The 22,531-nt window shown below is 71.7% G+C and carries 19 protein-coding genes; 6 read left to right on the top strand and 13 right to left on the bottom strand.

Going from position 1 to position 22,531, the window contains the following annotated elements:
- Positions 1-93: 93 nt before the first annotated feature.
- Positions 94-1,593, top strand: a complete 1,500-nt coding sequence (locus tag OHT52_RS18800) for an LCP family protein (protein ID WP_443046608.1) — start codon at positions 94-96, stop codon at positions 1,591-1,593.
- A 50-nt stretch (positions 1,594-1,643) separates the two neighbouring features.
- On the opposite strand, the gene OHT52_RS18795 is transcribed toward OHT52_RS18800, so the two are convergent.
- A complete protein-coding gene (locus OHT52_RS18795; protein WP_328721351.1) occupies positions 1,644-2,276 on the bottom strand; it encodes an acyl-CoA thioesterase in 633 nt (210 codons plus the stop codon).
- A gap of 117 nt (positions 2,277-2,393) precedes the next feature.
- Here OHT52_RS18795 and OHT52_RS18790 point away from each other — a divergent pair, with 117 nt between their 5' ends.
- Positions 2,394-3,731 (top strand): LCP family protein, encoded by a 1,338-nt coding sequence (locus tag OHT52_RS18790; RefSeq protein ID WP_328721350.1) that lies wholly within the window; start codon positions 2,394-2,396, stop codon positions 3,729-3,731.
- A gap of 84 nt (positions 3,732-3,815) precedes the next feature.
- Here the strand turns inward: OHT52_RS18790 and OHT52_RS18785 are convergent, their stop codons facing one another.
- Together OHT52_RS18785 and OHT52_RS18780 are read right to left on the bottom strand one after the other, a co-directional pair.
- Complete coding sequence (locus tag OHT52_RS18785; protein ID WP_328721349.1) at positions 3,816-5,183, bottom strand: SGNH/GDSL hydrolase family protein; 1,368 nt, start codon at positions 5,181-5,183, stop codon at positions 3,816-3,818.
- A gap of 350 nt (positions 5,184-5,533) precedes the next feature.
- Positions 5,534-6,691 (bottom strand): acyl-CoA dehydrogenase, encoded by a 1,158-nt coding sequence (locus OHT52_RS18780; RefSeq protein ID WP_328723802.1) that lies wholly within the window; start codon positions 6,689-6,691, stop codon positions 5,534-5,536.
- A gap of 238 nt (positions 6,692-6,929) precedes the next feature.
- Between OHT52_RS18780 and OHT52_RS18775 the strand changes: the two genes are divergently transcribed.
- Complete coding sequence (locus tag OHT52_RS18775) at positions 6,930-8,273, top strand: UDP-glucose dehydrogenase family protein (protein WP_328721348.1); 1,344 nt, start codon at positions 6,930-6,932, stop codon at positions 8,271-8,273.
- A 108-nt stretch (positions 8,274-8,381) separates the two neighbouring features.
- Here OHT52_RS18775 and OHT52_RS18770 read toward each other — a convergent pair whose 3' ends face one another.
- Genes OHT52_RS18770 through OHT52_RS18760 form a run of 3 tightly spaced genes read right to left on the bottom strand, consistent with a single transcriptional unit; the run spans position 8,382 to position 11,280 of the window.
- Positions 8,382-9,605, bottom strand: a complete 1,224-nt coding sequence (locus OHT52_RS18770) for a dipeptidase (protein WP_328721347.1) — start codon at positions 9,603-9,605, stop codon at positions 8,382-8,384.
- 11 nt (positions 9,606-9,616) lie between these two features.
- Positions 9,617-10,153 carry a 5-(carboxyamino)imidazole ribonucleotide mutase gene (gene purE / locus OHT52_RS18765; protein WP_328721346.1) on the bottom strand — a complete coding sequence of 179 codons (537 nt, stop codon included), beginning with the start codon at positions 10,151-10,153 and terminating at the stop codon, positions 9,617-9,619.
- Positions 10,150-11,280 (bottom strand): 5-(carboxyamino)imidazole ribonucleotide synthase, encoded by a 1,131-nt coding sequence (locus OHT52_RS18760; protein WP_443046802.1) that lies wholly within the window; start codon positions 11,278-11,280, stop codon positions 10,150-10,152. The genes purE and OHT52_RS18760 overlap by 4 nt, the downstream gene beginning before the upstream one ends.
- A 241-nt stretch (positions 11,281-11,521) precedes the next feature.
- Here OHT52_RS18760 and OHT52_RS18755 point away from each other — a divergent pair, with 241 nt between their 5' ends.
- Positions 11,522-12,040 carry a GtrA family protein gene (locus OHT52_RS18755; protein ID WP_328721344.1) on the top strand — a complete coding sequence of 173 codons (519 nt, stop codon included), beginning with the start codon at positions 11,522-11,524 and terminating at the stop codon, positions 12,038-12,040.
- A gap of 56 nt (positions 12,041-12,096) precedes the next feature.
- Here the strand turns inward: OHT52_RS18755 and OHT52_RS18750 are convergent, their stop codons facing one another.
- Together OHT52_RS18750 and OHT52_RS18745 are read right to left on the bottom strand one after the other, a co-directional pair.
- Entirely contained in the window at positions 12,097-13,362 is a 1,266-nt protein-coding gene (locus OHT52_RS18750; protein ID WP_328721343.1) for an ATP-binding protein, read from the bottom strand.
- Between the two features lie 100 nt (positions 13,363-13,462).
- A complete protein-coding gene (locus OHT52_RS18745) occupies positions 13,463-14,140 on the bottom strand; it encodes a response regulator transcription factor (protein WP_328721342.1) in 678 nt (225 codons plus the stop codon).
- Positions 14,141-14,630: 490 nt separating this feature from the next.
- On the opposite strand from OHT52_RS18745, the gene OHT52_RS18740 reads away from it, so the two are divergent.
- Complete coding sequence (locus OHT52_RS18740; RefSeq protein WP_328721341.1) at positions 14,631-16,118, top strand: oligopeptide:H+ symporter; 1,488 nt, start codon at positions 14,631-14,633, stop codon at positions 16,116-16,118.
- A gap of 129 nt (positions 16,119-16,247) precedes the next feature.
- Here OHT52_RS18740 and OHT52_RS18735 read toward each other — a convergent pair whose 3' ends face one another.
- On the bottom strand, positions 16,248-16,739 hold the full coding sequence (locus OHT52_RS18735) for an ATP-binding protein (protein WP_328721340.1): 492 nt from the start codon (positions 16,737-16,739) through the stop codon (positions 16,248-16,250).
- Between the two features lie 190 nt (positions 16,740-16,929).
- On the bottom strand, positions 16,930-17,298 hold the full coding sequence (locus OHT52_RS18730) for an STAS domain-containing protein (RefSeq protein WP_328721339.1): 369 nt from the start codon (positions 17,296-17,298) through the stop codon (positions 16,930-16,932).
- 303 nt (positions 17,299-17,601) lie between these two features.
- Between OHT52_RS18730 and OHT52_RS18725 the strand changes: the two genes are divergently transcribed.
- Positions 17,602-18,618: an RNA polymerase sigma factor SigF gene (locus OHT52_RS18725; protein WP_328721338.1), complete on the top strand. Its 1,017-nt coding sequence runs from the start codon at positions 17,602-17,604 to the stop codon at positions 18,616-18,618.
- A gap of 82 nt (positions 18,619-18,700) precedes the next feature.
- Here the strand turns inward: OHT52_RS18725 and hutI are convergent, their stop codons facing one another.
- From hutI to OHT52_RS18710, 3 genes are all read right to left on the bottom strand, one after another.
- On the bottom strand, positions 18,701-19,873 hold the full coding sequence (gene hutI, locus OHT52_RS18720; RefSeq protein WP_328721337.1) for an imidazolonepropionase: 1,173 nt from the start codon (positions 19,871-19,873) through the stop codon (positions 18,701-18,703).
- Between the two features lie 106 nt (positions 19,874-19,979).
- The gene (locus OHT52_RS18715) at positions 19,980-21,317 is read right to left on the bottom strand and encodes a formimidoylglutamate deiminase (protein ID WP_328721336.1); all 1,338 of its coding nucleotides are present in this window, start codon (positions 21,315-21,317) and stop codon (positions 19,980-19,982) included.
- Complete coding sequence (locus OHT52_RS18710; protein ID WP_328723801.1) at positions 21,308-22,507, bottom strand: allantoate amidohydrolase; 1,200 nt, start codon at positions 22,505-22,507, stop codon at positions 21,308-21,310. The genes OHT52_RS18715 and OHT52_RS18710 overlap by 10 nt, the downstream gene beginning before the upstream one ends.
- Positions 22,508-22,531: the final 24 nt, after the last annotated feature.

Genomic DNA, 22,531 nt, shown 5'->3' with positions numbered 1-22,531 from the left:
GTCCCGCCGGGTGGCAGCCCGGAAAGGAGATCGTATGGACTTACCGTACGGACGGTCCCCGCACGCCTCGGATCGCCCGGAGGTTCCCCTCTCGTGACCACGCCGCCCCGGTCGCCCCGTCCACCGCGTCCCCGGCGCGTCCCGCCGCGGCACGGTCCGGCCAGGACCGGGGGGCCGCTGAGATCGCGTCGGCAGGACGAGCGGCCCCGCTGGGGGATGCGGGTGGCGACGGGGCTGTCGGTCCTCGTGCTGGGCGCGGGCGGCATCGGTCACGCCGTGGTCACCCAGCTGGAGTCCGGCATCGGCCGTGTGGACCCCTTCCGGGACATGAAGAACCGCCCGTCCGGGAGCCGTGGCATGAACCTGCTGCTCGTCGGCACGGACGGCCGCGACAGCATCACGGCGGACCAGAAGAAGAAGTTCCGGCTCGGCGGCGCCCCCTGCCACTGCACCGACACCCTGATGCTGGTGCACCTGTCCCGGGACCGGCGGCGCGCGAGCGTGGTCAGCCTGCCGCGCGACAGCTACGCCGTGGTCCCCGCGCACACCGACCGGACGACCGGCAAGGGGCACGCCGCCCACCCCGTGAAGCTGAACGCCGCCTACGCCGAGGGCGGTCCCACGCTGACCGTGCGCACGGTGGAGCAGCTGACCGGGGTCAAGATCGACCACTACCTGGAAGCGGACTTCACCAGCTTCATGAAGACGGTGGACGCGCTGGGCGGCGTGGAGATCTGTACGGTGCGGCCGCTGAAGGACACGTACACGGGTCTGAACCTCCCGGCGGGCACCCACGCGCTGAGCGGGGGCGAGGCTCTGCAGTACGTCCGCTCCCGGCACGTCGACGGGGCGGCCGACCTGGGGCGGATGCAGCGGCAGCAGAAGTTCGTCGCGGCGGTGATCGAGCGGGCGACCAGCAAGGGCGTGCTGCTGAACCCCGTGAAGTTCCAGCAGGTCGTCTCGGCGATGCTGGGGTCGGTACGGGCCGACGAGGGGTTCGGCACCGAGCAGATGCTGGAGCTGGGGTCGGCGATGCGCGGGTTCACCGCGGCTTCGTCGGAGTTCGCCTCCGTCCCGGTGGGCGACCCGAGTTTCCCGGTCAAGGGGATCGGGTCGACCGTGAAGTGGGACACCGCGCGGGCCGCCGCGCTCTTCCGGACGCTGCGCGAGGACAAGCCGCTCACCTCGGCGAAGCCGGCCGCCGCCCCGGCCGCGTCGAAGGCGAGGGTGGTGGACGTGGCGCCCCAGCAGATCCGGGTCCAGGTCTACAACGGGACCCCGCACGCCGGTCTCGGCAAGAAGGTGGACGGCGCCCTGCGCGCCACCGGGTTCAACACCACCGAGGCCCCCCTCGACGGCACGGTCCGCACCCTCGCGCGGACCCTGATCACCTACGACCCGCGCTGGGACCGGTCGGCGAAGTCGCTGGCCACGGCGTTGCCGGGCAGCGAGCTGCGGGCGGTGGCCGGCCAGGGCGCCACGCTGCGGGTGACGGTCGGCGCGGACTGGACGACGGTGGTGCCGGTGCGTGCGGAGACCGTGCCCCGGGGCACCTTCCACGCCGTCACGGGCGACGAGGTCGTCTGCCCCTGAGCGCGGGCTCCCCCGCGCCGCCGGGGCAGGCTCCCGCCGCCCCGCCGGGCTCAGTTCTCGTCGATGCCGTCCGCGGCGCGCTTCTCGCGCAGTTCCTTGATCGCTCGACGCCGGGCCAGCCGGTGCGTACGGCGGATCTGGGCCTCCTGGTGGCGCCGCTTGTCGCGCTCGGTGCCGGGGATGACCGGCGGTACGGGACGGGGGCGGCCGTCCGCGTCGACGGCGGCGAAGACGAGGTAGGCGCTGCCGACCTGCTGGGCGGGGGTCGACTCGTTCCACCGCTCGGCCATCACGCGCACCCCGACCTCCATCGAGGAGCGGCCGGTCCAGTTCACCTGGGCGCGTACGTGCACGAGGTCGCCGACCCGGACCGGCTCCAGGAACACCATCTCGTCCATCGAGGCGGTCACGGCGGGGCCGCCCGAGTGCCGGCCGGCCACGGCACCGGCCGCGTCGTCCACCAGCTTCATGATCACGCCGCCGTGCACCGTGCCCAGGAGGTTGGTGTCGCTGCCGGTCATGATGTGGCTGAGCGTGGTGCGGGACGCCTCGGTGGGCTTGCCGGGGAGTTCCCCGACACCGTCGCCGCCCTCGCGAGGGGTCCGGGTGCCGCCGCCGTCTCCGGGGGCGTCTCCCTCCTCGGGGGTGCTCTCGTCCTGGGAGCGATTGACCAGTTTTGTCATGACGTCCACTGTATGCGGCCGATGCGTGACCGAATTTGCATCAGCTTCGCAACAGCCGTGAACCGTTTCTTCTCACACCCTGTAATACCCGTACCCGGGCGCGGCAGACTGGTGTCCATGAGTGACAGGCCCGGATGGACCGACGACAGCGACCGCTACGGCCGGGGCTCGGCAGCCCCCGAGCCCGAGGGTGCGCGCTCCATGCCCCGTGTCCAGCGGCGTCCCGCCCCGCCGCGGGCGCCGCAGGTGCCGCCGCAGCCGCAGGGACGCCCGGGGTACGGCACCCCCGAGGCCCCTCGCCGCGACCCGTACGGCGCGGAAGGCCAGGCGGCGCCCGGGTACGACAGCGGTTACAACACGGGCCAGGTCTACGGCACGCCCCAGGGGCCCGGCCAGGGGCCGGGGCACGGGCCGGGCGGCGGCCATGGCGGACGCGGCGGTGACGGCGGTTACGTCCAGGGCCGCCCCGCGCCGGACTGGCGGCGCCGGATCAAGATCGGCGCGCTGGCCCTGGTGGTCGTCGTGCTGGCGGTCTCCGTCTCCACGTACTTCTGGGCGGACTCCAAGCTCAAGCGCGAGGTCGATCTTTCCAAGGTCATCGACCGCCCGGCCGAGGGCGACGGCACCAACTACCTGATCGTCGGTTCCGACAGCCGCGAGGGCATGACGGCCGAGGACAAGAAGAAGCTGCACACCGGCTCCGCCGAGGGCAAGCGCACCGACTCGATGATGATCCTGCACAACGGGTCGAACGGGCCGACGCTGGTCTCCCTGCCCCGTGACTCGAACGTGGAGATCCCCTCGTTCGTGGGGTCCGAGTCGGGCAAGAGGTACGAGGGCACCGGCCGGACGGTCAAGCTGAACGCCGCGTACGCCGAGGACGGCCCGGAGCTGCTGGTGCGGACCGTCGAGTACAACACCGGGCTGCACATCGACCACTACGTCGAGATCGGCTTCGGCGGCTTCGCCAACATCGTGGACGCGATCGGCGGGGTCGAGCTCGACATCCCGAAGGCCTTCAAGGACAAGAACTCCGGCGCCGACTTCCAGGCGGGCAAGCAGACGCTGAACGGCGAGCAGTCCCTCGCCTTCGTCCGTACCCGGTACGCCTTCGCGGGCAGCGACCTGGACCGTACGAAGAACCAGCAGAAGTTCCTCGCGGCGCTCGCGAGCCAGACGGCGACCCCGTCCACGCTGATCAACCCGTTCACGCTGTACCCGGTGCTGGGCGCGGGTCTCGACACCCTCGTGGTGGACAAGGACATGTCGCTCTGGTCGCTGGCCCGGATGTTCTTCGCGATGAAGGGCGTCACCGGCGGCGACGGCACGTCGATGAACATCCCGCTCTCCGGGCAGAGCACCAGCGGGGGCAACCTCGTCTGGGACAAGGCGAAGGTCAAGCAGCTCGTGGAGCAGCTGAAGAACGACGAGAAGGTCACGGTCACGGGCAGCTGACCGCCCCGCACCGCACGCGCGTGAGCCGGGACCCCGCCGGGGGTCCCGGCTCACGCGCGTTCCCCGCGCGGGGCGCGTGACGGCTCAGTTGAAGCCGAAGCCCCGGGGCAGCGGCTCCTGGTGGAAGAGCCGGGCGGGGACGGCGGCGGCGAGCGCCGCGTACCCCGCCGGGTTCAGGTGCAGGTGGTCGGCGTCGGAGTAGGCGGGAAGGAGTCGGCGCGGGTTCTGCGGGTCGCGGGCCGCCTTGTCGAAGTCCACGACGCTGTCGAACCGGCCGCTGGTGCGGATCCAGGAGTTGACCTTCTGCCGGGCCTGCTCGCGGTAGCCGGCCGGGTCGTCGTACGGGTCGTTGCCGCCGAAGGGCGTCAGCGTCGCCCCGTAGACCCGGATGCCCTGGGTGTGCGCCCGGACGATGATCTGGTCGTAGGCGGCGATGAGGTCGTCGGCCGTCCGCTGCTGGGCGGCCTCGGTGGCCTCGGCCGTACCGATGTCGTTGACGCCCTCGAAGACGAAGGCCCACTCCACGCCGCTCTGGGCCAGGACGTCGCGGTCCACCCGGGAGAGGGCGTTGGGGCCGAGGCCGTCGTTGAGCACGCGGTTGCCGCCGGCCGCCTGGTTGAGGATCGCGGTGGAGGCCGTGTCCGGGCGGGACCGCAGCCGGTCGAGCAGCTGGTCGGGCCAGCGGTTGTTGGCGTCGGTGGTGGAACCCCGGCCGTCGGTCAGCGAGTCGCCCACGATGACGGCGGCGGCGGTGGTGTCCGGCGACCAGACCTCGACGCCGCTGAGGAAGTACCAGTGAGCGGCCGAGGCGGCCCCGGCCAGGTCCTCGTCCCGCACGTGGTCGCCCGCGAGCAGGTACGAGGTGGTCCGGGAGCCCGGGTGCGAGGTGACGCTGTCCGACGCCTGCCCGTGCGCCAGGTACACGGTGACCGTGAGGTTCGTCCCGGGCGCCACGTCGAAGTCCAGCGGGTCCGAGACGGCCTGGGAGCCCACCGGGACGACCGTCGAGGCGCTGCCCGAGAACGTCACCGTGCGGGAGGTCGCGGGCCGGATCGCGCTGGCTCCGGCCCGGCCCCCGGCCGGCAGCGCCACCGATACCGAGGTGAGCGGCAGCGCGGCGCCTCCGAACGCGTTGGAGAACCGCAGCCGCACCTGCTTCCCGCCGACCGACACGTGGACGGTCTGCCGCAGGGTGGTGTCGTCGAGGACCTTGCCGTCCTGGGTGAAGGGGGCGGGCGGCATGTTGCTCGGCTCGGTCAGCTGCGGCATGGACGTCCAGGTGTTCACCCAGTGCGTCCCGGCCTGCCGCGCGTGGGCGGTCGCGCCCCGCCCGCTCCCGGCGTCGCCCCCGGCGTCCACGGCTCCGGCGACTCCCACGGCGGTGCCCGTCGCCACGGTGGCCGCGAGCGCCACCGTCACGGCCAGACCGCCCTTCGAAAACTTTCGAGCCATGGACTGTTTCCCCTCGAACGGATCGATCCCTCATATGCCCTTGCACGCTTCGGCGGCGACGGTAAGCGGGGCGTTTCCAGGGTGTCAATGACTCTCACACGATCCGATACAACGCGTGAAGTCAGCGAAAGTTTCGGGGAGTTGGGCATAAGGGTACGGGTCACGACAGAGGCGGCGCCCGCCGACGGACGCCCGGCCCGCCGGAGCCCGGCGCACGGCCGGACCGAGCGAGCCACCGGCGCCGCCCGGCGGAGACGAGTGCGGCCACGCCCGGCGGACATGTGTACGGCCCCGACGCACGAGTCGCGTCGGGGCCGTACGGCTTCACGGAACGGGGAGGGCGGCTCCCGTCACGGCAGGTTGCGCGCCATGACGATGCGCTGGACCTGGTTCGTGCCCTCGTAGATCTGGGTGATCTTGGCGTCGCGCATCATGCGCTCGACCGGGTAGTCGCGGGTGTAGCCGTAGCCGCCGAGGAGCTGCACGGCGTCGGTGGTGACCTCCATGGCGACGTCGGAGGCGAAGCACTTGGCCGCTGCGCCGAAGAAGGTCAGGTCGCCGTCGAGGCGCTGGGACTTGGCGGCGGCGCTGTAGGTGAGCTGGCGGGCGGCCTCCAGCTTCATCGCCATGTCGGCGAGCATGAACTGGATGCCCTGGAAGTCGGCGATGGGCTTGCCGAACTGCTTGCGCTCCTGGACGTACCCCTTGGCGTAGTCGAGGGCGCCCTGGGCGATGCCGAGCGCCTGGGCCGCGATGGTGATGCGGGTGTGGTCCAGGGTCTTCATCGCGGTGGCGAACCCGGTGCCCTCCTCGCCGATCATGCGGTCGGCGGGGATGCGGACGTTGTCGAAGTAGATCTCGCGGGTCGGGGAGCCCTTGATGCCGAGCTTCTTCTCCGGGGCACCGAAGGAGACGCCCTCGTCGGACTTCTCGACGACGAAGGCGGAGATGCCCTTGGAGCGCTTGTCCGGGTCGGTGACGGCCATCACCGTGTAGTACTCGGAGACGCCCGCGTTGGTGATCCAGCGCTTCACGCCGTTGAGGACCCAGAAGTCGCCGTCGCGTACGGCCTTGGTCTTCATGCCGGCCGCGTCGGAGCCCGCGTCCGGCTCGGAGAGGGCGTACGAGAACATCGCGTCGCCCTTGGCGAGCGGGCCCAGGTACTTCTTCTTCAGCGCCTCGGAGCCGGACAGGATCACCGGCAGGGAGCCGAGCTTGTTGACGGCCGGGATGAGGGAGGAGGACGCGCAGGCGCGGGCCACCTCCTCGATCACGATGACCGTGGCGAGCGCGTCGGCGCCGGCGCCGCCGTACTCCTCGGGGACGTGGACCGCGTGCAGGTCGGCGGCGACGAGGGCGTCCAGCGCCTCCTGCGGGAAGCGGCTCTCCTCGTCCACCGCCGCCGCGAACGGGGCGATCTTCGCCTCGGCGAGCGACCGGATCGTCTCGCGGAGCATCTCGTGCTCCTCAGCCGGACGGTAAAGGTCGAAATCGGTCGAACCCGCCAAGACGCTCACTCCCCAAGGATGCTAACTACCGTTCAGTAACCCAATTTTAGTCCCGGCCGCTCGCGATGGCCTACGCGTGGGACGCGTGAGCTTGACGACAGCGCGTGGCGGAGCGGTCGCGGTCGCCCCCGGAGAGGGAGGAAGGGGTATCACCGGCTCATAACGGGCGGAAATGGCGGCCGGACGGGCCCGACTATGCTCGGCGAGGCACGTCCGTCCGTTTCATCCAGGAGCACCCATGGCCCTCAGGATCACTGTGATCGGCACCGGCTACCTCGGCGCCACCCATGCCGCGGCCATGGCCGAGCTGGGCTTCGAGGTGCTCGGGCTCGACGTGGTTCCGGAGAAGATCGAGCTGCTCCAGGCGGGCCGGGTGCCGATGTACGAGCCCGGTCTGGAGGAGATCCTGCAGAAGCACGTGGCCGGGATTCCGGGCTCCACCGGGCGGCTGCGGTTCACCACCTCCTGGGAGGAGGTGGGTGACTTCGGCGACGTGCACTTCGTCTGCGTGAACACTCCGCAGAAGCACGGTGAGTACGCCTGCGACATGAGCTACGTGGACAGCGCCTTCGCCTCGCTGGCCCCGCACCTGACCCGCCCGGCGCTGGTGGTCGGCAAGTCGACCGTGCCGGTCGGCTCGGCGGCCAGGCTGGCGGAGCTGCTGGCCCGGCTCGCCCCGGTGGGCGCGGACGCGGAGCTGGCCTGGAACCCGGAGTTCCTGCGCGAGGGCTTCGCCGTGAAGGACACCCTCCACCCGGACCGGATCGTCGTCGGGGTGGAGAGCGAGCGGTCCGAGAAGCTGCTGCGCGAGGTGTACGCCGTCCCGGTCGCGGAGGGCTCCCCCTTCGTGGTCACCGACTTCCCCACCGCCGAACTGGTGAAGACCGCGGCGAACTCCTTCCTCGCCACCAAGATCTCGTTCATCAACGCGATGGCCGAGGTCTGCGAGGCGGCCGACGGTGACGTGGTGAAGCTGGCGGAGGCGATCGGGCACGACGAGCGGATCGGCTCGAAGTTCCTGCGGGCCGGTATCGGCTTCGGTGGCGGGTGCCTGCCCAAGGACATCCGGGCGTTCATGGCCCGCGCCGGTGAGCTGGGCGCCGACCAGGCGCTGACCTTCCTGCGCGAGGTCGACTCGATCAACATGCGCCGCCGGGGCCACATGGTGGAACTGGCCCGGGAGGCCGTGGGCGGAAGCTCGTTCCTGGGCACCCGGGTCGCGGTGCTGGGCGCGACCTTCAAGCCCGACTCGGACGACGTGCGCGACTCCCCCGCGCTGAACGTGGCCGGGCAGATCCACCTCCAGGGCGGGCAGGTCACCGTCTTCGACCCGAAGGGCATGGAGAACGCCCGCCGGCTCTTCCCGACCCTCGGGTACGCGGACACCGCGCTGGACGCCGTGCGCGGCGCGGACGTGGTGCTGCACCTGACCGAGTGGCGGGAGTTCCGCGAGCTGGACCCGGAGGCGCTGGGCGAGGTCGCCGCGCACCGCATACTGCTGGACGGCCGCAACGCGCTGGACAGCGCGGTGTGGCGGGCGGCCGGCTGGACCTACCGGGCGATGGGCCGCCCGACCGCCTGACCACCCCGTACCCCCGCGTGCGCCGAGAGGCCGCCCCCTGATGTCGACGTTCCGGGGGCGGCCTCTCGGCGTGCGTACGGGCCCGTGCGGGCCGGACGGGACGGCCGCTCAGGGCTGGGGTTTGCCGTCCAGCTGCTCGATGGTGGCGTGGGACGGGCTCCGGCGGAACTGGAGGTCGCGGGCGACCGCCTCCGCGTCGCGCAGCACGCGTACCGCGTTGTGCCAGGTGAGCTTGGCGAGGTCGGCCTCGGACCAGTTGCGGCGCAGCAGTTCCGCGATCAGGTTCGGGTAGCCGGAGACGTCTTCCAGGCCCTCGGGGAGGAACGCCGTACCGTCGTAGTCGCCGCCGACGCCGATGTGGTCGACACCGGCCACCTCGCGCATGTGGTCGAGGTGGTCCGCGATGGTGACGACCGTGGCGACCGGGCGCGGGTTGGCTTCCTCGAAGTCCTCGTGGATGCGCATGGCCTGGGGGGAGGTGTCGAGGTGGTGCAGTCCGTGCTCGCGCATGTTCCGGTCGGCGGCCAGCGTCCACTCGACGGCGTCCGGCAGCACGAACTTGGGTACGAAGGTGGCCATCGCGACCCCGCCGTTGTCACGCAGCGAAAGCAGCACGTCGTCGGGGACGTTGCGCGGGTGGTCGCAGACGGCGCGGGCCGAGGAGTGCGAGAAGACGACGGGCGCCTCGCTGGTGGCGATGGCGTCGCGCATCGTGCCGGGTGACACGTGTGAGAGGTCGACGAGCATGCCGCAGCGGTTCATCTCGCGGACGACCTCGCGGCCGAACTCGGAGAGTCCGCCGAGGCGTGCGACGTCGGTCGCGGAGTCCGCCCAGTCGAGGTTGTCGTTGTGCGTCAGCGTCATGTAGCGGACGCCGAGGGTGTGCAGGGCACGCAGGGTGGCCAGCGAGTTGTTGATGGAGTGACCGCCCTCGGCCCCCATCAGCGAGGCGATACGGCCCTCGGTGCGGGCCGCCTCCATGTCGTCGGCGGTCAGCGCCCGGCGCAGGTGCGCGGGGTAGCGCGTCTGCATCTCGCCGACGATGTCGATCTGCTCCAGGGTGGCGCTGACGGCGTCGTCGCCGCTGAGGTCGGAGCGTACGTACACCGACCAGAACTGCGCGCCGACGCCTCCGGCGCGGAGCCGGGGCAGGTCGGTGTGGAGGAGACCGCGCTGGTCCTGGGCGATGTCACGGGCGTTCAGGTCGTAGCCGGTCTGTTCGCGCAGGGCCCAGGGCAGGTCGTTGTGACCGTCGACGACGGGGTGGACGGCGAGGAGGTCCCGGGCCCGCCGCAGGCGGTCTGCGTGAGCCGTGGTTTCCGTCTGATTCATGGGCGGGGAGCCTACTGCCCGAAACCGAAGGAATCGGATCCTTCGACCTTGGCCCGCAGCCGCCGGCCCTTCTCGGTAGCCTGTTCGTTCAGTTCGCCGAGGAAGGTGGTCATCCTCTCGCGGAGCTCCTCGTCGCCGGTGGCGAGGATGCGGGCGGCGAGGAGTCCGGCGTTGCGCGCGCCGCCGACGGAGACGGTGGCGACGGGGATGCCGGCGGGCATCTGCACGATGGAGAGCAGGCTGTCCATACCGTCCAGGTACTTCAGCGGTACGGGGACGCCGATGACGGGCAGCGGGGTGACGGAGGCCAGCATGCCGGGCAGGTGGGCGGCGCCGCCCGCGCCCGCGACGATCGCCTTGAGGCCGCGGCCGGCCGCCTGCTCGCCGTACGCGATCATCTCGCGGGGCATGCGGTGGGCGGAGACGACGTCCACCTCGTACGCGATGCCGAACTCGTCCAGCGCCTGGGCGGCGGCCTCCATGACGGGCCAGTCGGAGTCCGACCCCATGACGATGCCGACGACGGGTGCGGTGCGCGGGTCTGTCATTCGGTGATCGTCCCTCGGAGGTAGTCGGCCGCGTGCCGGGCGCGCTCCCGCACGTCCGTCAGATCGTCGCCGTAGGTGTTGACGTGTCCGACCTTGCGGCCGGGCTTCACGTCCTTGCCGTACATGTGGATCTTGAGCTGCGGGTCCCGGGCCATGCAGTGCAGGTAGCCCTGGTACATGTCGGGGTAGTCGCCGCCCAGGACGTTGCACATGACCGTCCAGGGTGCGCGCGGGCGCGGGTCGCCGAGCGGCAGGTCGAGCACGGCGCGGACGTGGTTGGCGAACTGCGAGGTGATCGCGCCGTCCATGGTCCAGTGCCCGGAGTTGTGCGGGCGCATGGCGAGTTCGTTGACGAGGATGCCGGGGGTCCCGTCGTCGCCACGGGTCTCGAAGAGCTCCACGGCGAGGTGGCCGACGACCCCGAGTTCGGCGCCGATCCGCAGCGCGAGCTGCTGGGCCTCGCCGGCCAGCTTCTCGTCGAGGCCGGGGGCCGGGGCGATGACGGTGTCGCAGACGCCGTCGACCTGGACGCACTCCACGACGGGGTAGGCGACGGCCTGGCCGTGCGGGGAGCGGACGATGTTCGCCGCGAGCTCCCGCACGAAGGCGACCTTCTCCTCGGCGAGGACCGGGACTCCGGCGCGGAAGGGCTCGGCGGCGTCCGCCTCGGAGCGCACCACCCAGACGCCCTTGCCGTCGTAGCCGCCGCGGACCGTCTTGAGGATCACCGGGTAGCCGTCGCCCTCGCCCGCGAAGGCGGTGACGTCGGCGGGGTCGGTGACGATGCGGTGGCGGGGGCACGGCACGCCCAGCTCGGTGAGCCTGGCCCGCATCACGCCCTTGTCCTGTGCGTGCCGCAGGGCGTCGGGTCCGGGACGGACGGCGATGCCGTCGGCCTCCAGGGCGCGCAGGTGCTCGGTGGGCACGTGCTCGTGGTCGAACGTGATCACGTCGCAGCCGCGCGCGAACGCGCGGAGGGTCTCCAGGTCGCGATAGTCGCCGACGACGACCTCGTTCACCACCTGGGCGGCCGAGTCCTGGGGGGTGTCACTGAGCAGCTTGAATGTCAGGCCGAGGGGGATACCCGCCTCGTGGGTCATGCGGGCGAGCTGACCGCCGCCGACCATGCCGACTACCGGGAACGTCACCACCCCAGGGTATCCGTCGCCCCGGTGGCCCTTGACTCTGGCCCGAAGGGGCACCCTGCCGCCGCGAGGCGCCGTGCCGGGCGTCGCGGACCCGGTCACGATCCGCCGGACGCCCTGGGCCCCCGCCGGGGACGTGACCTCGCCCCATGGGCGTCACGGGGCCGGGCTGGTTAGCATGAGCGGGTTGATGAATCCGACCGGACGGGGCTGAACGATCACCATGAGCGAACGGGGCGCACTGCGGACCCGGCTTGATCGGCTGGCCCGGGAGGTCGCCAAGTTCGGCGTGGTCGGCGCGCTCGGGCTGGTGGTCAACATCGCCGTCTCCAACCTGATCTGGCGCACCACGGACATCCCGACGGTGCGGGCCGGGCTGATGGCCACCTGTGTGGCCATCCTCTTCAATTACGTCGGGTTCCGTCACTGGACCTACCGGGACCGCGACAAGAGCGGCCGGACCCGCGAGCTGACGCTGTTCCTGCTGTTCAGCGCGGTGGGAGCGGTGATCGAGACGGGCGTGCTGTACGCGGCGACGTACGGCTTCGGCTGGGACACCCCGGTACAGAGCAACGTCGCCAAGGTCGTGGGCATCGGCATCGCCACGCTCTTCCGCTTCTGGTCGTACCGCTCCTGGGTGTTCAAGGCCCTCCCCGCGCAGGAGGCGCTGGTCGTCGCGGAGAAGTTTCCCGGACGACGACAGCCCTCGGAGCCGGTGGAGCCGGACCGCGTGGGGCACTGAGCGCCCTCCCGGCCGCCCGTGCCGACGCCCGGCCCCTTCCGACGCCCGGCCCGCTCTCAGCGGACCGGGCGTTCCTGTTCCTGGGGGGTACGGGCGACGCTGCCGAGGAAGAGGGCGAAGACGGGCGGCTGTTGCTGGAGCAGTTCCAGCCTGCCGCCGTCCGCCTCGGCGAGGTCACGGGCGACCGCGAGGCCGATGCCGGTGGAGTTGCGCCCGCTGATGGAGCGTTCGAAGATCCGGGCTCCCAGGTCGGCGGGGACGCCCACACCCTCGTCGGTGACCTCCACGACGATCTGGTTGCCGGTGACGCGGGTGCGCAGGGCGACCGTGCCGCCGCCGTGCATCAGCGCGTTCTCGATGAGGGCGGCGAGCACCTGGGCGACGGCTCCGGGGGTGCCGACCGCGCGCAGACCGGGCCGGCCGGAGCGGACGACGGCGCGGCCCTCACCGCGGTAGGCGGGGCGCCACTCCTCGATCTGCTGCTTGATGACCTCGTCGAGGTCGAAGACGACGGCGGAGCCGGTGCGCGGGTCCCGGGCGTTGGTCAGCAGCCGCTGCACGACGTCGGTGAGGCGCTCGACCTGGGTGAGGGCGATGTTCGCCTCCTCCTTCACCGTGTCCGGGTCGTCGGTGACGGAGATCTCCTCGATGCGCATGGAGAGTGCGGTCAGCGGGGTGCGCAGTTGGTGGGAGGCGTCCGCCGCGAGCCGGCGCTCGGCCGTCAGCATGCGGGCGATCCGCTCGGCGGAGGCGTCGAGGACGTCGGCGACCCGGTCCAGTTCGGGTACCCCGTACCGCTTGTGACGGGGGCGCGGGTCGCCGGAGCCGAGGCGTTCGGCCGTCTCCGCGAGGTCGGTGAGCGGGGAGGTCAGCCGGTTGGCCTGGCGTACGGCGAGCAGGACCGCCGAGATGATCGCGAGGAGGGCGACCGCGCCGATGATCAGCAGGGTGCGGCCGACCTCACGGGTGACGGCGGAGCGGGATTCCTCGACGGTGACCCGTTCGCCCTCCTCGCCGTCCACGACGGAGGTGATGGCGTTGCCGCCGGGGCGCGTACCGACCTCGATCGGCGCGCGGCCGGGGAGTTCGACCCGGGCGTACCGGTCGCCGACGACCTGTTCGTCGAGCACGGCGGGGGTGATCCGTTCCTCGCCCAGCAGCCGGCTCTCCACGACGGAGATCAGCCGCAGCGCCTCGGAGTCCACGCTCTCCTGAGCGCTGTCGCTGATGGTGCGGGTCTCCACGAGGACCAGGGAGATGCCGAAGACGGCGATCACCACGAGCACCACGGAGAGCGTGGAGTTGATCAGTCGGCGGCGCATGAGGTGCTTCTGCCCGTCAGCTCTGGTCGAGAGGTCGACGTGTTCCGGTGTCCGTCAGGTCCGGGGCGGCGGTCCGGGGCGGCGGTCCGCCGCCGTCGGCTCAGCTCTTCTCGAACCGGAAGCCGACGCCGCGGACGGTCGCGATGTAGCGGGGGTTGGCGGCGTCGTCGCCGAGCTTCTTGCGGAGCCAGGAGATGTGCATGTCCAGGGTCTTCGTCGACGACCACCAGGTGGTGTCCCAGACCTCGCGCATCAACTGGTCGCGGGTGACGACCCGGCCGGCGTCCCGGACCAGCACCCGGAGCAGGTCGAACTCCTTCGCGGTGAGCTGGAGCTCCTCCTCGCCCATCCAGGCGCGGTGCGACTCGACGTCGATCCGTACGCCGTGGGTGGCGGGCTGCGGGGCGGGCTCGGCCGCACCGCGCCTCAGCAGGGCGCGGACGCGGGCCAGGAGCTCCGCGAGCCGGAAGGGCTTGGTGACGTAGTCGTCGGCGCCGGCGTCCAGGCCGACCACCGTGTCGACCTCGTCGGCGCGGGCGGTCAGCACCAGGATGGGCACGGCGTGGCCGTCGGCGCGCAGCCGGCGGGCGACTTCGAGGCCGTCCATGCCGGGCAGTCCCAGGTCGAGGACGACCAGGTCCACGCCGCCCTGGAGTCCGGCGTCGAGCGCGGTCGGGCCGTCCTGACGGACCTCGACCTCGTAACCCTCCCGACGCAGGGCGCGGGCCAGCGGCTCCGAGATGGATGCGTCGTCCTCGGCGAGCAGTACACGGGTCATGGGGTGATGGTAGTCCGCGAGGGAGGCCCGGAGTGAGGCCCCGGAAAACGCCTTCGGACCAAGGGTCCATCTCCGTATAGACCTTCGAAAGATCGACTACGGTTCCAGTCTTACCTGTGATCGATGTCTCATACTCTTCCATATGGTGCAAGGTCGTGTCGTATGGTGTTGCGATGCCTGTTGCACTAATGGGGACCTTTGGGCAGCGTTTCGCGCCGAAGGTCCCTTTCATGTGCGGGCTGGTTCCCGCCAGTCTTGACAACGAGTGAATGACCTGTGGGCCGGGCCCGGAGCGCGAGGACGCGCACCGGGCGTGGATCCCGATGCGGTCGGTCCCCCGTCTCCTTACCTCCCCACGAGGACGGAAGGCGGAGCGAGTCCCCTTTCAGGCGAGGGGCAGGGCCCGGGAGCGCGTCGGTGCCGGCTACCCCCCACCGGGCGCGTCCCCGCTTTCACGGCGGTGACACGTCCCCATCAGCAAGGATCGACCATGGCGTCCAGCCTGACGAAGGAAACCGCCGGCCAGACCGGCGGGGCGACCTTCTTCGGCCACCCCCGCGGCCTGGCCACGCTCTTCATGACCGAGATGTGGGAGCGTTTCTCCTACTACGGCATGAGGGCCCTGCTCCCCCTTTACCTGATCGCTCCCAACGGGCTCCACATGAACCCGGCCACGGCGACGGCGATCTACTCGGTCTACCTGTCGCTCGTCTACCTGCTGGCCATGCCCGGCGGCTGGTTCGGCGACCGGGTCTGGGGTCCGCGCAAAACCGTGGCCGTCGCCGGCGCGGTGATCATGGTCGGTCACCTCGTACTGGCCCTGCCGTCCGAGGGCACGTTCTTCGCCGGCCTCGGTCTCGTGGCCATCGGGTCGGGCCTGCTGAAGTCCAACATCTCGACGATGGTCGGCCACCTCTACGACGGCCCGGACGACCCGCGCCGCGACGGTGGCTTCACGATCTTTTACATGGGCATCAACCTCGGTGGATTCGCCGCCCCGCTGGCGATCGGCACCGTCGGAGAGAACGTCAACTGGCACCTCGGCTTCGCCCTGGCCGCCGTCGGCATGGGACTGGGTCTCCTCCAGTTCATGCTGGGCAGCCGCCACCTGGACGCGCGCAGCTTCGAGACCCCGAAGCCCCTCTCGGCCAAGGAGCGCGCCTCCACGCTGCGCAAGTCGATGATCTGGCTGGCGATCGCCGCCGTCTTCTACATCATCACGGTCGCCACCGGCGTCTACACGCTGAACTGGCTGCTGGTCCCGATCACGGTGGCCGGTCTGGTCATCCCGGTGATGGTCCTGGCGCGCATCAAGCGCGACAAGGACCTGAGCGCCACCGAGCAGTCGAAGGTCTCCGGCTACATCTGGTTCTTCGTCGCCGCCGCACTCTTCTGGATGATCTACGACCAGGGCGGCTCGACGATGGCGATCTTCGCCGAGTCGTCGGCGCGGAACACGGTGTTCGGCTGGGAGTTCCCGGTCTCCTGGTACCAGTCGGTCAACCCGGTCCTGATCATGGCCCTGGCCCCGGTCTTCGCCACCTTCTGGATGGCGCTGAACCGCCGCGGCAAGGAGCCCAGCACGATCGTGAAGTTCAGCTCCGGCCTGGTGCTGGTCGGTGCGTCGTTCTTCCTCTTCCTGGCGCCGCTGACCATCGCCACCGACGGCCACCAGGCCGCCGCGATGTGGCTGGTCGCGATCTACTTCGTGCAGACCGTCGGTGAGCTGACGCTCTCCCCGGTCGGCCTCTCGGTCACCACGAAGATGGCTCCGGCCAAGTACGCCAGCCAGATGATGGGTGTCTGGTTCCTCGCGGTCACCGCGGGCGACTGCACCACCGGTCTGCTCTCCATCGCGGGCGTGGACCTCAACGGCACCGGCATCGTCACCCTGCAGGCCGCGCTCGCGGTCCTCGCGGGCGTCGCGGTCTTCATGTACCGCGGCAAGGTGAAGAAGCTCATGGGCGACGTGCACTGACGCGTACCGCCCCGGCACGACGGAGGGCCGCCGCACCGAGTGATCGGTGCGGCGGCCCTCCGTCGTTTCCGTGCGTACGTCCCGCCGTCCGTCTCCGCGACGACGTCCCGCCGTGGGCGGGAGTCCCTGCTACGCGGGTGCGGCCAGCTCCGCCCAGACGGTCTTGCCGGGTGCGTCCGGGGCGCGCAGCACGCCCCAGTCGAGGCAGAGCCGCTGCACGATGAACATGCCGTGACCGCCGGGCCGTCCGGCCCGGTGCGGGGTGCGGGGGGCGGGCTGTCCGGCCCCGTTGTCGGTGACCTCGATCCGCAGCACCTTGGAGGTGGCTCCGATCCGGAGCTCCTCCGGCCCGCCGGCGTGCAGGCAGGCGTTGGTGACCAGCTCGGAGACGACCAGCAGGACGTCCTCGGCGGCGGCGCGGCGGTCGGCGCCCTCGGCCGGCAGCCAGCCCCATTCGTGCAGGGCCTGGCGTGCGAAGTCACGGGCCATCGGGACGATGCCGGTGGCCTCGCGCAGAGTAAGGGTGCGCCACTGCCGGTCGGCCGGGACGGCCGCGGACGTGTCCGCTCCGTCCGGCTCGCGGCCGAGGCCGCCCGGCGGATGCTGCCGGGTGGTGCTCATCAGCGCTTCACCTCACCGATTCACCGTGTCGCCATCGAAAAGATACAGGTCAGATTCTTGGGTGCGGGCTCCTGCGGGGCCGTCGGATCTTCTCCTGCCCGGCGGGACCTCCACAACACCCGCTCCGGCGAGGGGATCGCGTGACGCGTGGGACACACGGGTCCGCCGGAGGTGCGGAGAGAGGGGCACCTCAGGTGTCCAGGGCGTCTTGGACCGTGTCGTGGACGGTGAAGACCGCCTCGGCGCCGGTGATCTCGAAGACCCTGGCGACGACGGGCCGCATGCCGGCCAGGTGGACCTCCCCGCCGGCCTCCTCCGCCTGGAGTCGCGCGCCGAGCAGGACGTTCAGCCCGGTGGAGTCGCAGAACTCGAGCCCGGAGCAGTCGACGACCAGGCGCACCCGGCCCTGCTCGACAGCGTTCTCCAGAGGTTCGCGCAGCAAATCGGCGGTGTGGTGATCGAGCTCACCCACCGGCGTCACGATCTCGCTGCCGCCCTCCGTCCGGGTCTCGACCTGAAGTCTTCCCCGGTTCGTACTGCCGACCGTCCCGCGGTCCATGCCGTCCCTCTTCACCGTTGGTCAGTGGGGCCTTGTGCGGCGTGAGCGCCGCCCACATTCCTGATGTCCGCACACCTGCCGGACATGCGGGAAACATTACGCGTTCCGTCCCTCTCGCGGTAGCGGGAGATCTCAACAAACCGGACATAACGCGTAATTGGAGCTTGTCACTCCCGCCGCCGAGCAGGTAAGGGTAGAGGGACACCTGCTTCATCCACCCCTTACCGGCTTCGGAGGCGCCGCTTCACCGCAGCAGCACTGAACGGCTTCGGCAGTCCTATGCCGAGACACTGGAGGAGAACCATGTCACCCCGGCTCGACGGTTCGCGTACCCACGACGCGGCGTCGGCATGTCCTCAGGGACCGACCAATTCCGACTCCCCCGCCGCCGGCGCCCTGCCCGGCCCACGCGGAAACTCCGACGGCGACGCCGCCGGAGGCACCACCTCCGCCGCCCCCACCGGCGAGAAGGCCCCCACCGGCGAAGAGGCCCCCATCGGCGACGGCCTCGAAGGTCTCGAAGGACTTCCCGAGATCCCCTCCCCCGCGACCGTCGGAGCGCTCGACGCCCGCGCGCTGTCGAAGACGCTCTTCGAGCGGCTCGACACCCTGGAGGAGGGCACCCACGCCCACGCGTACGTACGCAACACCCTGGTCGAGCTGAACCTCGCCATCGTCAGGTTCGCCGCCTCGCGGTTCCGTACCCGCAGCGAACCGATGGAGGACATCGTCCAGGTCGGCACCATCGGGCTGATCAAGGCGATCGACCGGTTCGAGCTGAGCCGGGGCGTCGAGTTCCCGACCTTCGCCATGCCGACGATCATCGGCGAGATCAAGCGATTCTTCCGCGACACCAGCTGGGCCGTGCGCGTGCCGCGCCGCCTCCAGGAGCTGCGGATCGACCTGGCCAAGGCGGGCGACGAACTGTCGCAGCGGCTGGACCGGGCACCGACCTCCGGCGAACTCGCCGAGCACCTCGGGCTGACCCGCGAAGAGGTCACGGAGGGCCTGACGGCGAGCAACGCCTACAGCGCGGGCTCGCTGGACGCCCAGTACGACGACCACGAGAGCGAGGGGTCCCTGGCGGACCGCATCGGCTACGAGGACCACGGGCTGGAGGGGATCGAGTTCGTCGAGTCCCTCAAGCCCCTGATCGCCTCGCTGTCCGAGCGCGACCGCCTGATCCTCTCGCTGCGTTTCGTCACCAACCTCACCCAGTCCGAGATCGGCGAGGAGCTGGGCATCTCCCAGATGCACGTCTCCCGCCTGCTCTCGCGGACGCTGGTCCGGCTCCGTGAAGGGCTGACCGTCCAGGAGTGATCGTGCCCTGAGCAGTCCTCGCGGGTGGCCGTCCGGATTTCCGGGCGGCCACCCGCGCGTCACCCACGGGACGGCCGACTCCTCACACCACCCGGACGCCGCGCCGCCACACCCCGGCGGCCAGCGGGACGCCCGGCCGGTAGGCGAGGTGGACGTGGCTGGGCGCGTCGAGCATCAGCAGGTCGGCGCGGGCGCCGACGGCGATCCGGCCGACGTCGGTACGACGCAGGGCGGCGGCCCCGCCCGCGGTGGCGGACCACACCGCCTCGTCGGGGGTCATGCCCATGTCCCGTACGGCGAGGGCGACGCAGAACGCCATCGAGGAGGTGAAGGACGAGCCCGGGTTGCAGTCGGTGGAGAGGGCGACGGTGACGCCCGCGTCCAGCAGCCGCCGGGCGTCCGGCCATTCGGCACGGGTGGAGAACTCGGCCCCGGGCAGCAGGGTGGCGACGGTGTTCCCCGCGGCGAGGGCGTCGACGTCCGCGTCGTCGAGATGGGTGCAGTGGTCGGCGGAGGCCGCGTCCAGCTCCACCGCGAGGCGCACGCCGGGTCCGTGGCCGAGCTGGTTGGCGTGCACCCTCGGCAGCAGTCCCTTGGCCTTCCCCGCGGTGAGGACCGCGCGCGCCTGGTCCCCGTCGAAGGCGCCCCGCTCGCAGAAGACGTCGATCCACTTCGCGTACGGGGCGCAGGCGTCCAGCATCGGACCGGTGACCAGAGCGACGTAACCGGCCGGGTCGTCCTCGTACTCGGGCGGCACCACGTGGGCCCCGAGGAAGGTGAGTTCGTCGGTGAGTCCGGCGGCCACGCTCAGCGCGCGGGCCTCGTCCGCGACGGTGAGGCCGTAGCCGGACTTGGTCTCGAAGGTGGTCGTGCCCTGCCGGAGCGCCTCGTCGAGATGGCGTACGAGCCCGGCCGCGAGCTCCTCGTCGGTGGCGGCGCGGGTGGCGGCGACGGTGGTACGGATGCCCCCGGCGGAGTACGGGCGCCCGGACATCCGGGCGTTGAACTCCTCGGTGCGGTCGCCGGCGAAGAGCAGGTGGGAGTGGGAGTCCACGAACCCCGGGAGCACGGCCCGGCCTCCGGCGTCGACGGCCCGGTCGGCGGCCGGTGCCGCGTGGGACTCACCGGTCCAGACGACGCGGTCGCCGTCGACGACGACGGCCGCGTCCCGGATCAGGCCCAGCGGGGTGCCGTCTCCCTGGCCGGGGTCGTTGGTGACCAGGCCGGAGATGTGGGTGAGGACGGTGCTCGTCATCGGGGGCTGCTCCAGTCGCGTTCCGGGTCGGGCCTCGTGGGGGTTCAGTCGCGCGGGGGTTCAGTCGCGCTTGGGTTCAGTCGCGCGGGTTTCGGTCTCCCGGGTTTCAGTCGCGCAGGGCGGCGATGGCGTCGGCGAGCGCGGCGGGCACGTCCTCGATCAGGGTGTGCCGGCCGTCGCGCACCAGGTGACGCCCCGCCACCACGGTGTGGCGTACGTCCGCGGCGGTCGCCGCGAAGACGGCGGCCTCGGCGGCGAGCCGGTCCACCGGCCCCGCGGTCCGGACGGAGTCCATGGCCACGGTGGTCAGGTCGGCCGGGGCTCCGGCGACGATGCTGCCGCCCTCCGGCCTGCCGAGAGCCGCGTGGCCGGTCGCGGAAGCCGCGCGGAGCAGGGCGGCGGCCGTCCAGTGGCCCCGGATGTTCGTCCGCACCCGCTCGTTGAGCTCCATCGCGCGCGCCTCCTCGAAGAGGTCGATCACGGCGTGGCTGTCGCTGCCGAGGGAGACCGGGGAGCCCGCGCGGTGCAGGGCGACCGCGGGGCCGATGCCGTCGGCGAGGTCCCGTTCGGTGGTGGGGCACATGCAGGTGCCGGTTCCGGAGGCGCCGATCAGTCCGACGTCCGCGTCGGTCAGGTGGGTGTGGTGGATGCCGGTGGTGCGGGGGCCGAGGACACCGTGGTCGGCGAGGAGCCCGGCCGGGGTCCGGCCGTGGGCGGCGAGGCAGGCTTCGTTCTCCGCCGTCTGTTCGGAGAGGTGGACGTGGAGCGGGGCGGCGCGGTCGGCCGCCCACTGGGCGACGGTCTCCAGCTGGTCGGCCGGGACGGCCCGTACGGAGTGGATGGCGGCGCCGATCAGGGCGTGGCCGCCGCCCCGGAGCGCGGCGGCGCGTTCCGCCCAGGCGTCCGCGGTGGTGTCGGAGAAGCGGAGCTGGTGCCGGTCGGGTTCCTTGCCGAACCCGGCCGCGAGGTAGGCGGTGTCGAGCAGGGTGATGCGGATGCCGGCCTCGTCCGCGGCGGCGATCAGCGCCTCGCCCATCGCGTTCGGGTTGTCGTAGGGGGTGCCGCCGGGAGCGTGGTGGAGATAGTGGAACTCGCCGACCGCGGTGATGCCCGCGAGGACCATTTCGGCGTAGGTGGCGCGGGCGAGGGCGTGGTAGCTGTCCGGGGTGAGCTTGGCGGAGATCCGGTACATCCGCTCCCGCCAGGTCCAGAAGGTCCCGGAGCCCACCTGCGTGGTGGAGCGCAGGGCCCGGTGGAAGGCGTGCGAGTGGGTGTTCGCCAGCCCCGGCAGGGTGAGTCCGCGCAGCGCGGTCGCGCCGGGCGGGGGGGTCCCGGCGCCGGTGCGGACGGCGGTGATCCGCCCGTCCGCGACGTCGAGGGCGACGCCCGGTTCGACGTGGGTGCCGAGCCAGGCGTGGGAGAGCCAGTACGTCGTCACCTGCATGCGAGACCCTCCAGTACGTCGGCGAGTGCGGCGACCCCGGCCGCGCGGTCCTGCTCGGTGGCGTGCTCGGCGGGCGAGTGGGAGACGCCGGTGGGGTTCCGTACGAACAGCATGGCGGTCGGCACGGAAGCGGACAAAATACCCGCGTCGTGTCCCGCCCCCGTGGCGAGGACCGGCACGGGACGCGGGCGGTCGCCGAGGAGGCGGGCGAGCTCGTCGCGCAGGGCGTGCTGGAACTCGACCACGGGCGTGAACGACTCCCGTACGACCTCCAGCGCGACGCCCGCCCGTCCTGCGTACTCCCGGGCGGCCCGCTCGACGGCCTCGGTGACGGTGTCGAGCGTGGCGGCGTCGGCGGCGCGCGAGTCGAGCCAGCCCCGGACGAGTGACGGCACGGCGTTGACCCCGTTGGGCTCGACGGCGACCTTGCCGAAGGTGGCCAGGGCTCCGGCGAGTCCGGCCTCCCGGCGGGCGGCGAGGACGGTCTCGGCGTAGGGCAGCATCGGGTCGCGGCGGTCGGCGAGGAGGGTGGTCCCGGCGTGGTTGGCCTCGCCCCGGAAGTCGTACCGCCACCGGCCGTGCGGCCAGATGGCGGAGGCGATCCCGACGGGGTCGCCGGTCCGGTCCAGGGACCGCCCCTGCTCGACGTGGAGTTCGACGAACGCGCCGATCCGGGCGAGGCGTCCGGGGTCGGGGCCGATCGCGTCGGGGTCGTACCCGGCGGCCTCCATCGCGCGGGGCAGGGTCGTTCCCCCGGCGTCGGTCAGCCGGTGCGCCTGCTCGCGGGTGAGCCGGCCGGCCGTCAGCCGGGAGCCGGTGCAGGCGAGTCCGAAGCGGGCGCCCTCCTCGTCACCGAAGTTGACGATCCCCACCGGCCGGGTGAACTCCGCTCCCCGGTGGCGGAGTTCGTCGAGCGCGGCAAAGGCGGAGACCACGCCGAGGGGCCCGTCGAAGGCGCCGCCGTCCGGTACGGAGTCCAGGTGTGAGCCGGTGACGACGGCGTCCCCCGCCCGGGGATCGCCGAGCCAGGCCCACTGATTGCCGTTGCGGTCGGTCTCGTGGACGAGCCCGCGCGCCCGCGCCTGGTCGCGGAACCACGCCCGGCAGTCGGCGTCGGCCTCCGTCCAGGCGTAGCGGCGGTAGCCGCCGGAGGCGGGGTGGCGACCGAGAGGGGCGAGCTCCCGCCACATCTCCCGGAAGGACGACGCGCTGTC

Origin of the sequence: Streptomyces sp. NBC_00247 (assembly GCF_036188265.1) — a bacterium.
GTDB lineage: Bacteria > Actinomycetota > Actinomycetes > Streptomycetales > Streptomycetaceae > Streptomyces.
This window is presented reverse-complemented; position numbering and strand designations above follow the sequence as displayed.

Bases quoted from the DNA above. Each gene is read 5' to 3' on its own strand.
- OHT52_RS18795 (WP_328721351.1), bottom strand. From the start codon at position 2,276: ATGACAAAACTGGTCAATCGCTCCCAGGACGAGAGCACCCCCGAGGAG.
- OHT52_RS18790 (WP_328721350.1), top strand. From the start codon at position 2,394: ATGAGTGACAGGCCCGGATGGACCGACGACAGCGACCGCTACGGCCGG.
- OHT52_RS18785 (WP_328721349.1), bottom strand. From the start codon at position 5,183: ATGGCTCGAAAGTTTTCGAAGGGCGGTCTGGCCGTGACGGTGGCGCTC.
- OHT52_RS18775 (WP_328721348.1), top strand. From the start codon at position 6,930: ATGGCCCTCAGGATCACTGTGATCGGCACCGGCTACCTCGGCGCCACC.
- OHT52_RS18770 (WP_328721347.1), bottom strand. From the start codon at position 9,605: ATGAATCAGACGGAAACCACGGCTCACGCAGACCGCCTGCGGCGGGCC.
- purE (WP_328721346.1), bottom strand. From the start codon at position 10,153: ATGACAGACCCGCGCACCGCACCCGTCGTCGGCATCGTCATGGGGTCG.
- OHT52_RS18760 (WP_443046802.1), bottom strand. From the start codon at position 11,280: ATGGTCGGCGGCGGTCAGCTCGCCCGCATGACCCACGAGGCGGGTATC.
- OHT52_RS18755 (WP_328721344.1), top strand. From the start codon at position 11,522: ATGAGCGAACGGGGCGCACTGCGGACCCGGCTTGATCGGCTGGCCCGG.
- OHT52_RS18750 (WP_328721343.1), bottom strand. From the start codon at position 13,362: ATGCGCCGCCGACTGATCAACTCCACGCTCTCCGTGGTGCTCGTGGTG.
- OHT52_RS18745 (WP_328721342.1), bottom strand. From the start codon at position 14,140: ATGACCCGTGTACTGCTCGCCGAGGACGACGCATCCATCTCGGAGCCG.
- OHT52_RS18740 (WP_328721341.1), top strand. From the start codon at position 14,631: ATGGCGTCCAGCCTGACGAAGGAAACCGCCGGCCAGACCGGCGGGGCG.
- OHT52_RS18735 (WP_328721340.1), bottom strand. From the start codon at position 16,739: ATGAGCACCACCCGGCAGCATCCGCCGGGCGGCCTCGGCCGCGAGCCG.
- OHT52_RS18730 (WP_328721339.1), bottom strand. From the start codon at position 17,298: ATGGACCGCGGGACGGTCGGCAGTACGAACCGGGGAAGACTTCAGGTC.
- OHT52_RS18725 (WP_328721338.1), top strand. From the start codon at position 17,602: ATGTCACCCCGGCTCGACGGTTCGCGTACCCACGACGCGGCGTCGGCA.
- hutI (WP_328721337.1), bottom strand. From the start codon at position 19,873: ATGACGAGCACCGTCCTCACCCACATCTCCGGCCTGGTCACCAACGAC.
- OHT52_RS18715 (WP_328721336.1), bottom strand. From the start codon at position 21,317: ATGCAGGTGACGACGTACTGGCTCTCCCACGCCTGGCTCGGCACCCAC.
- OHT52_RS18710 (WP_328723801.1), bottom strand. From the start codon at position 22,507: ATGTGGCGGGAGCTCGCCCCTCTCGGTCGCCACCCCGCCTCCGGCGGC.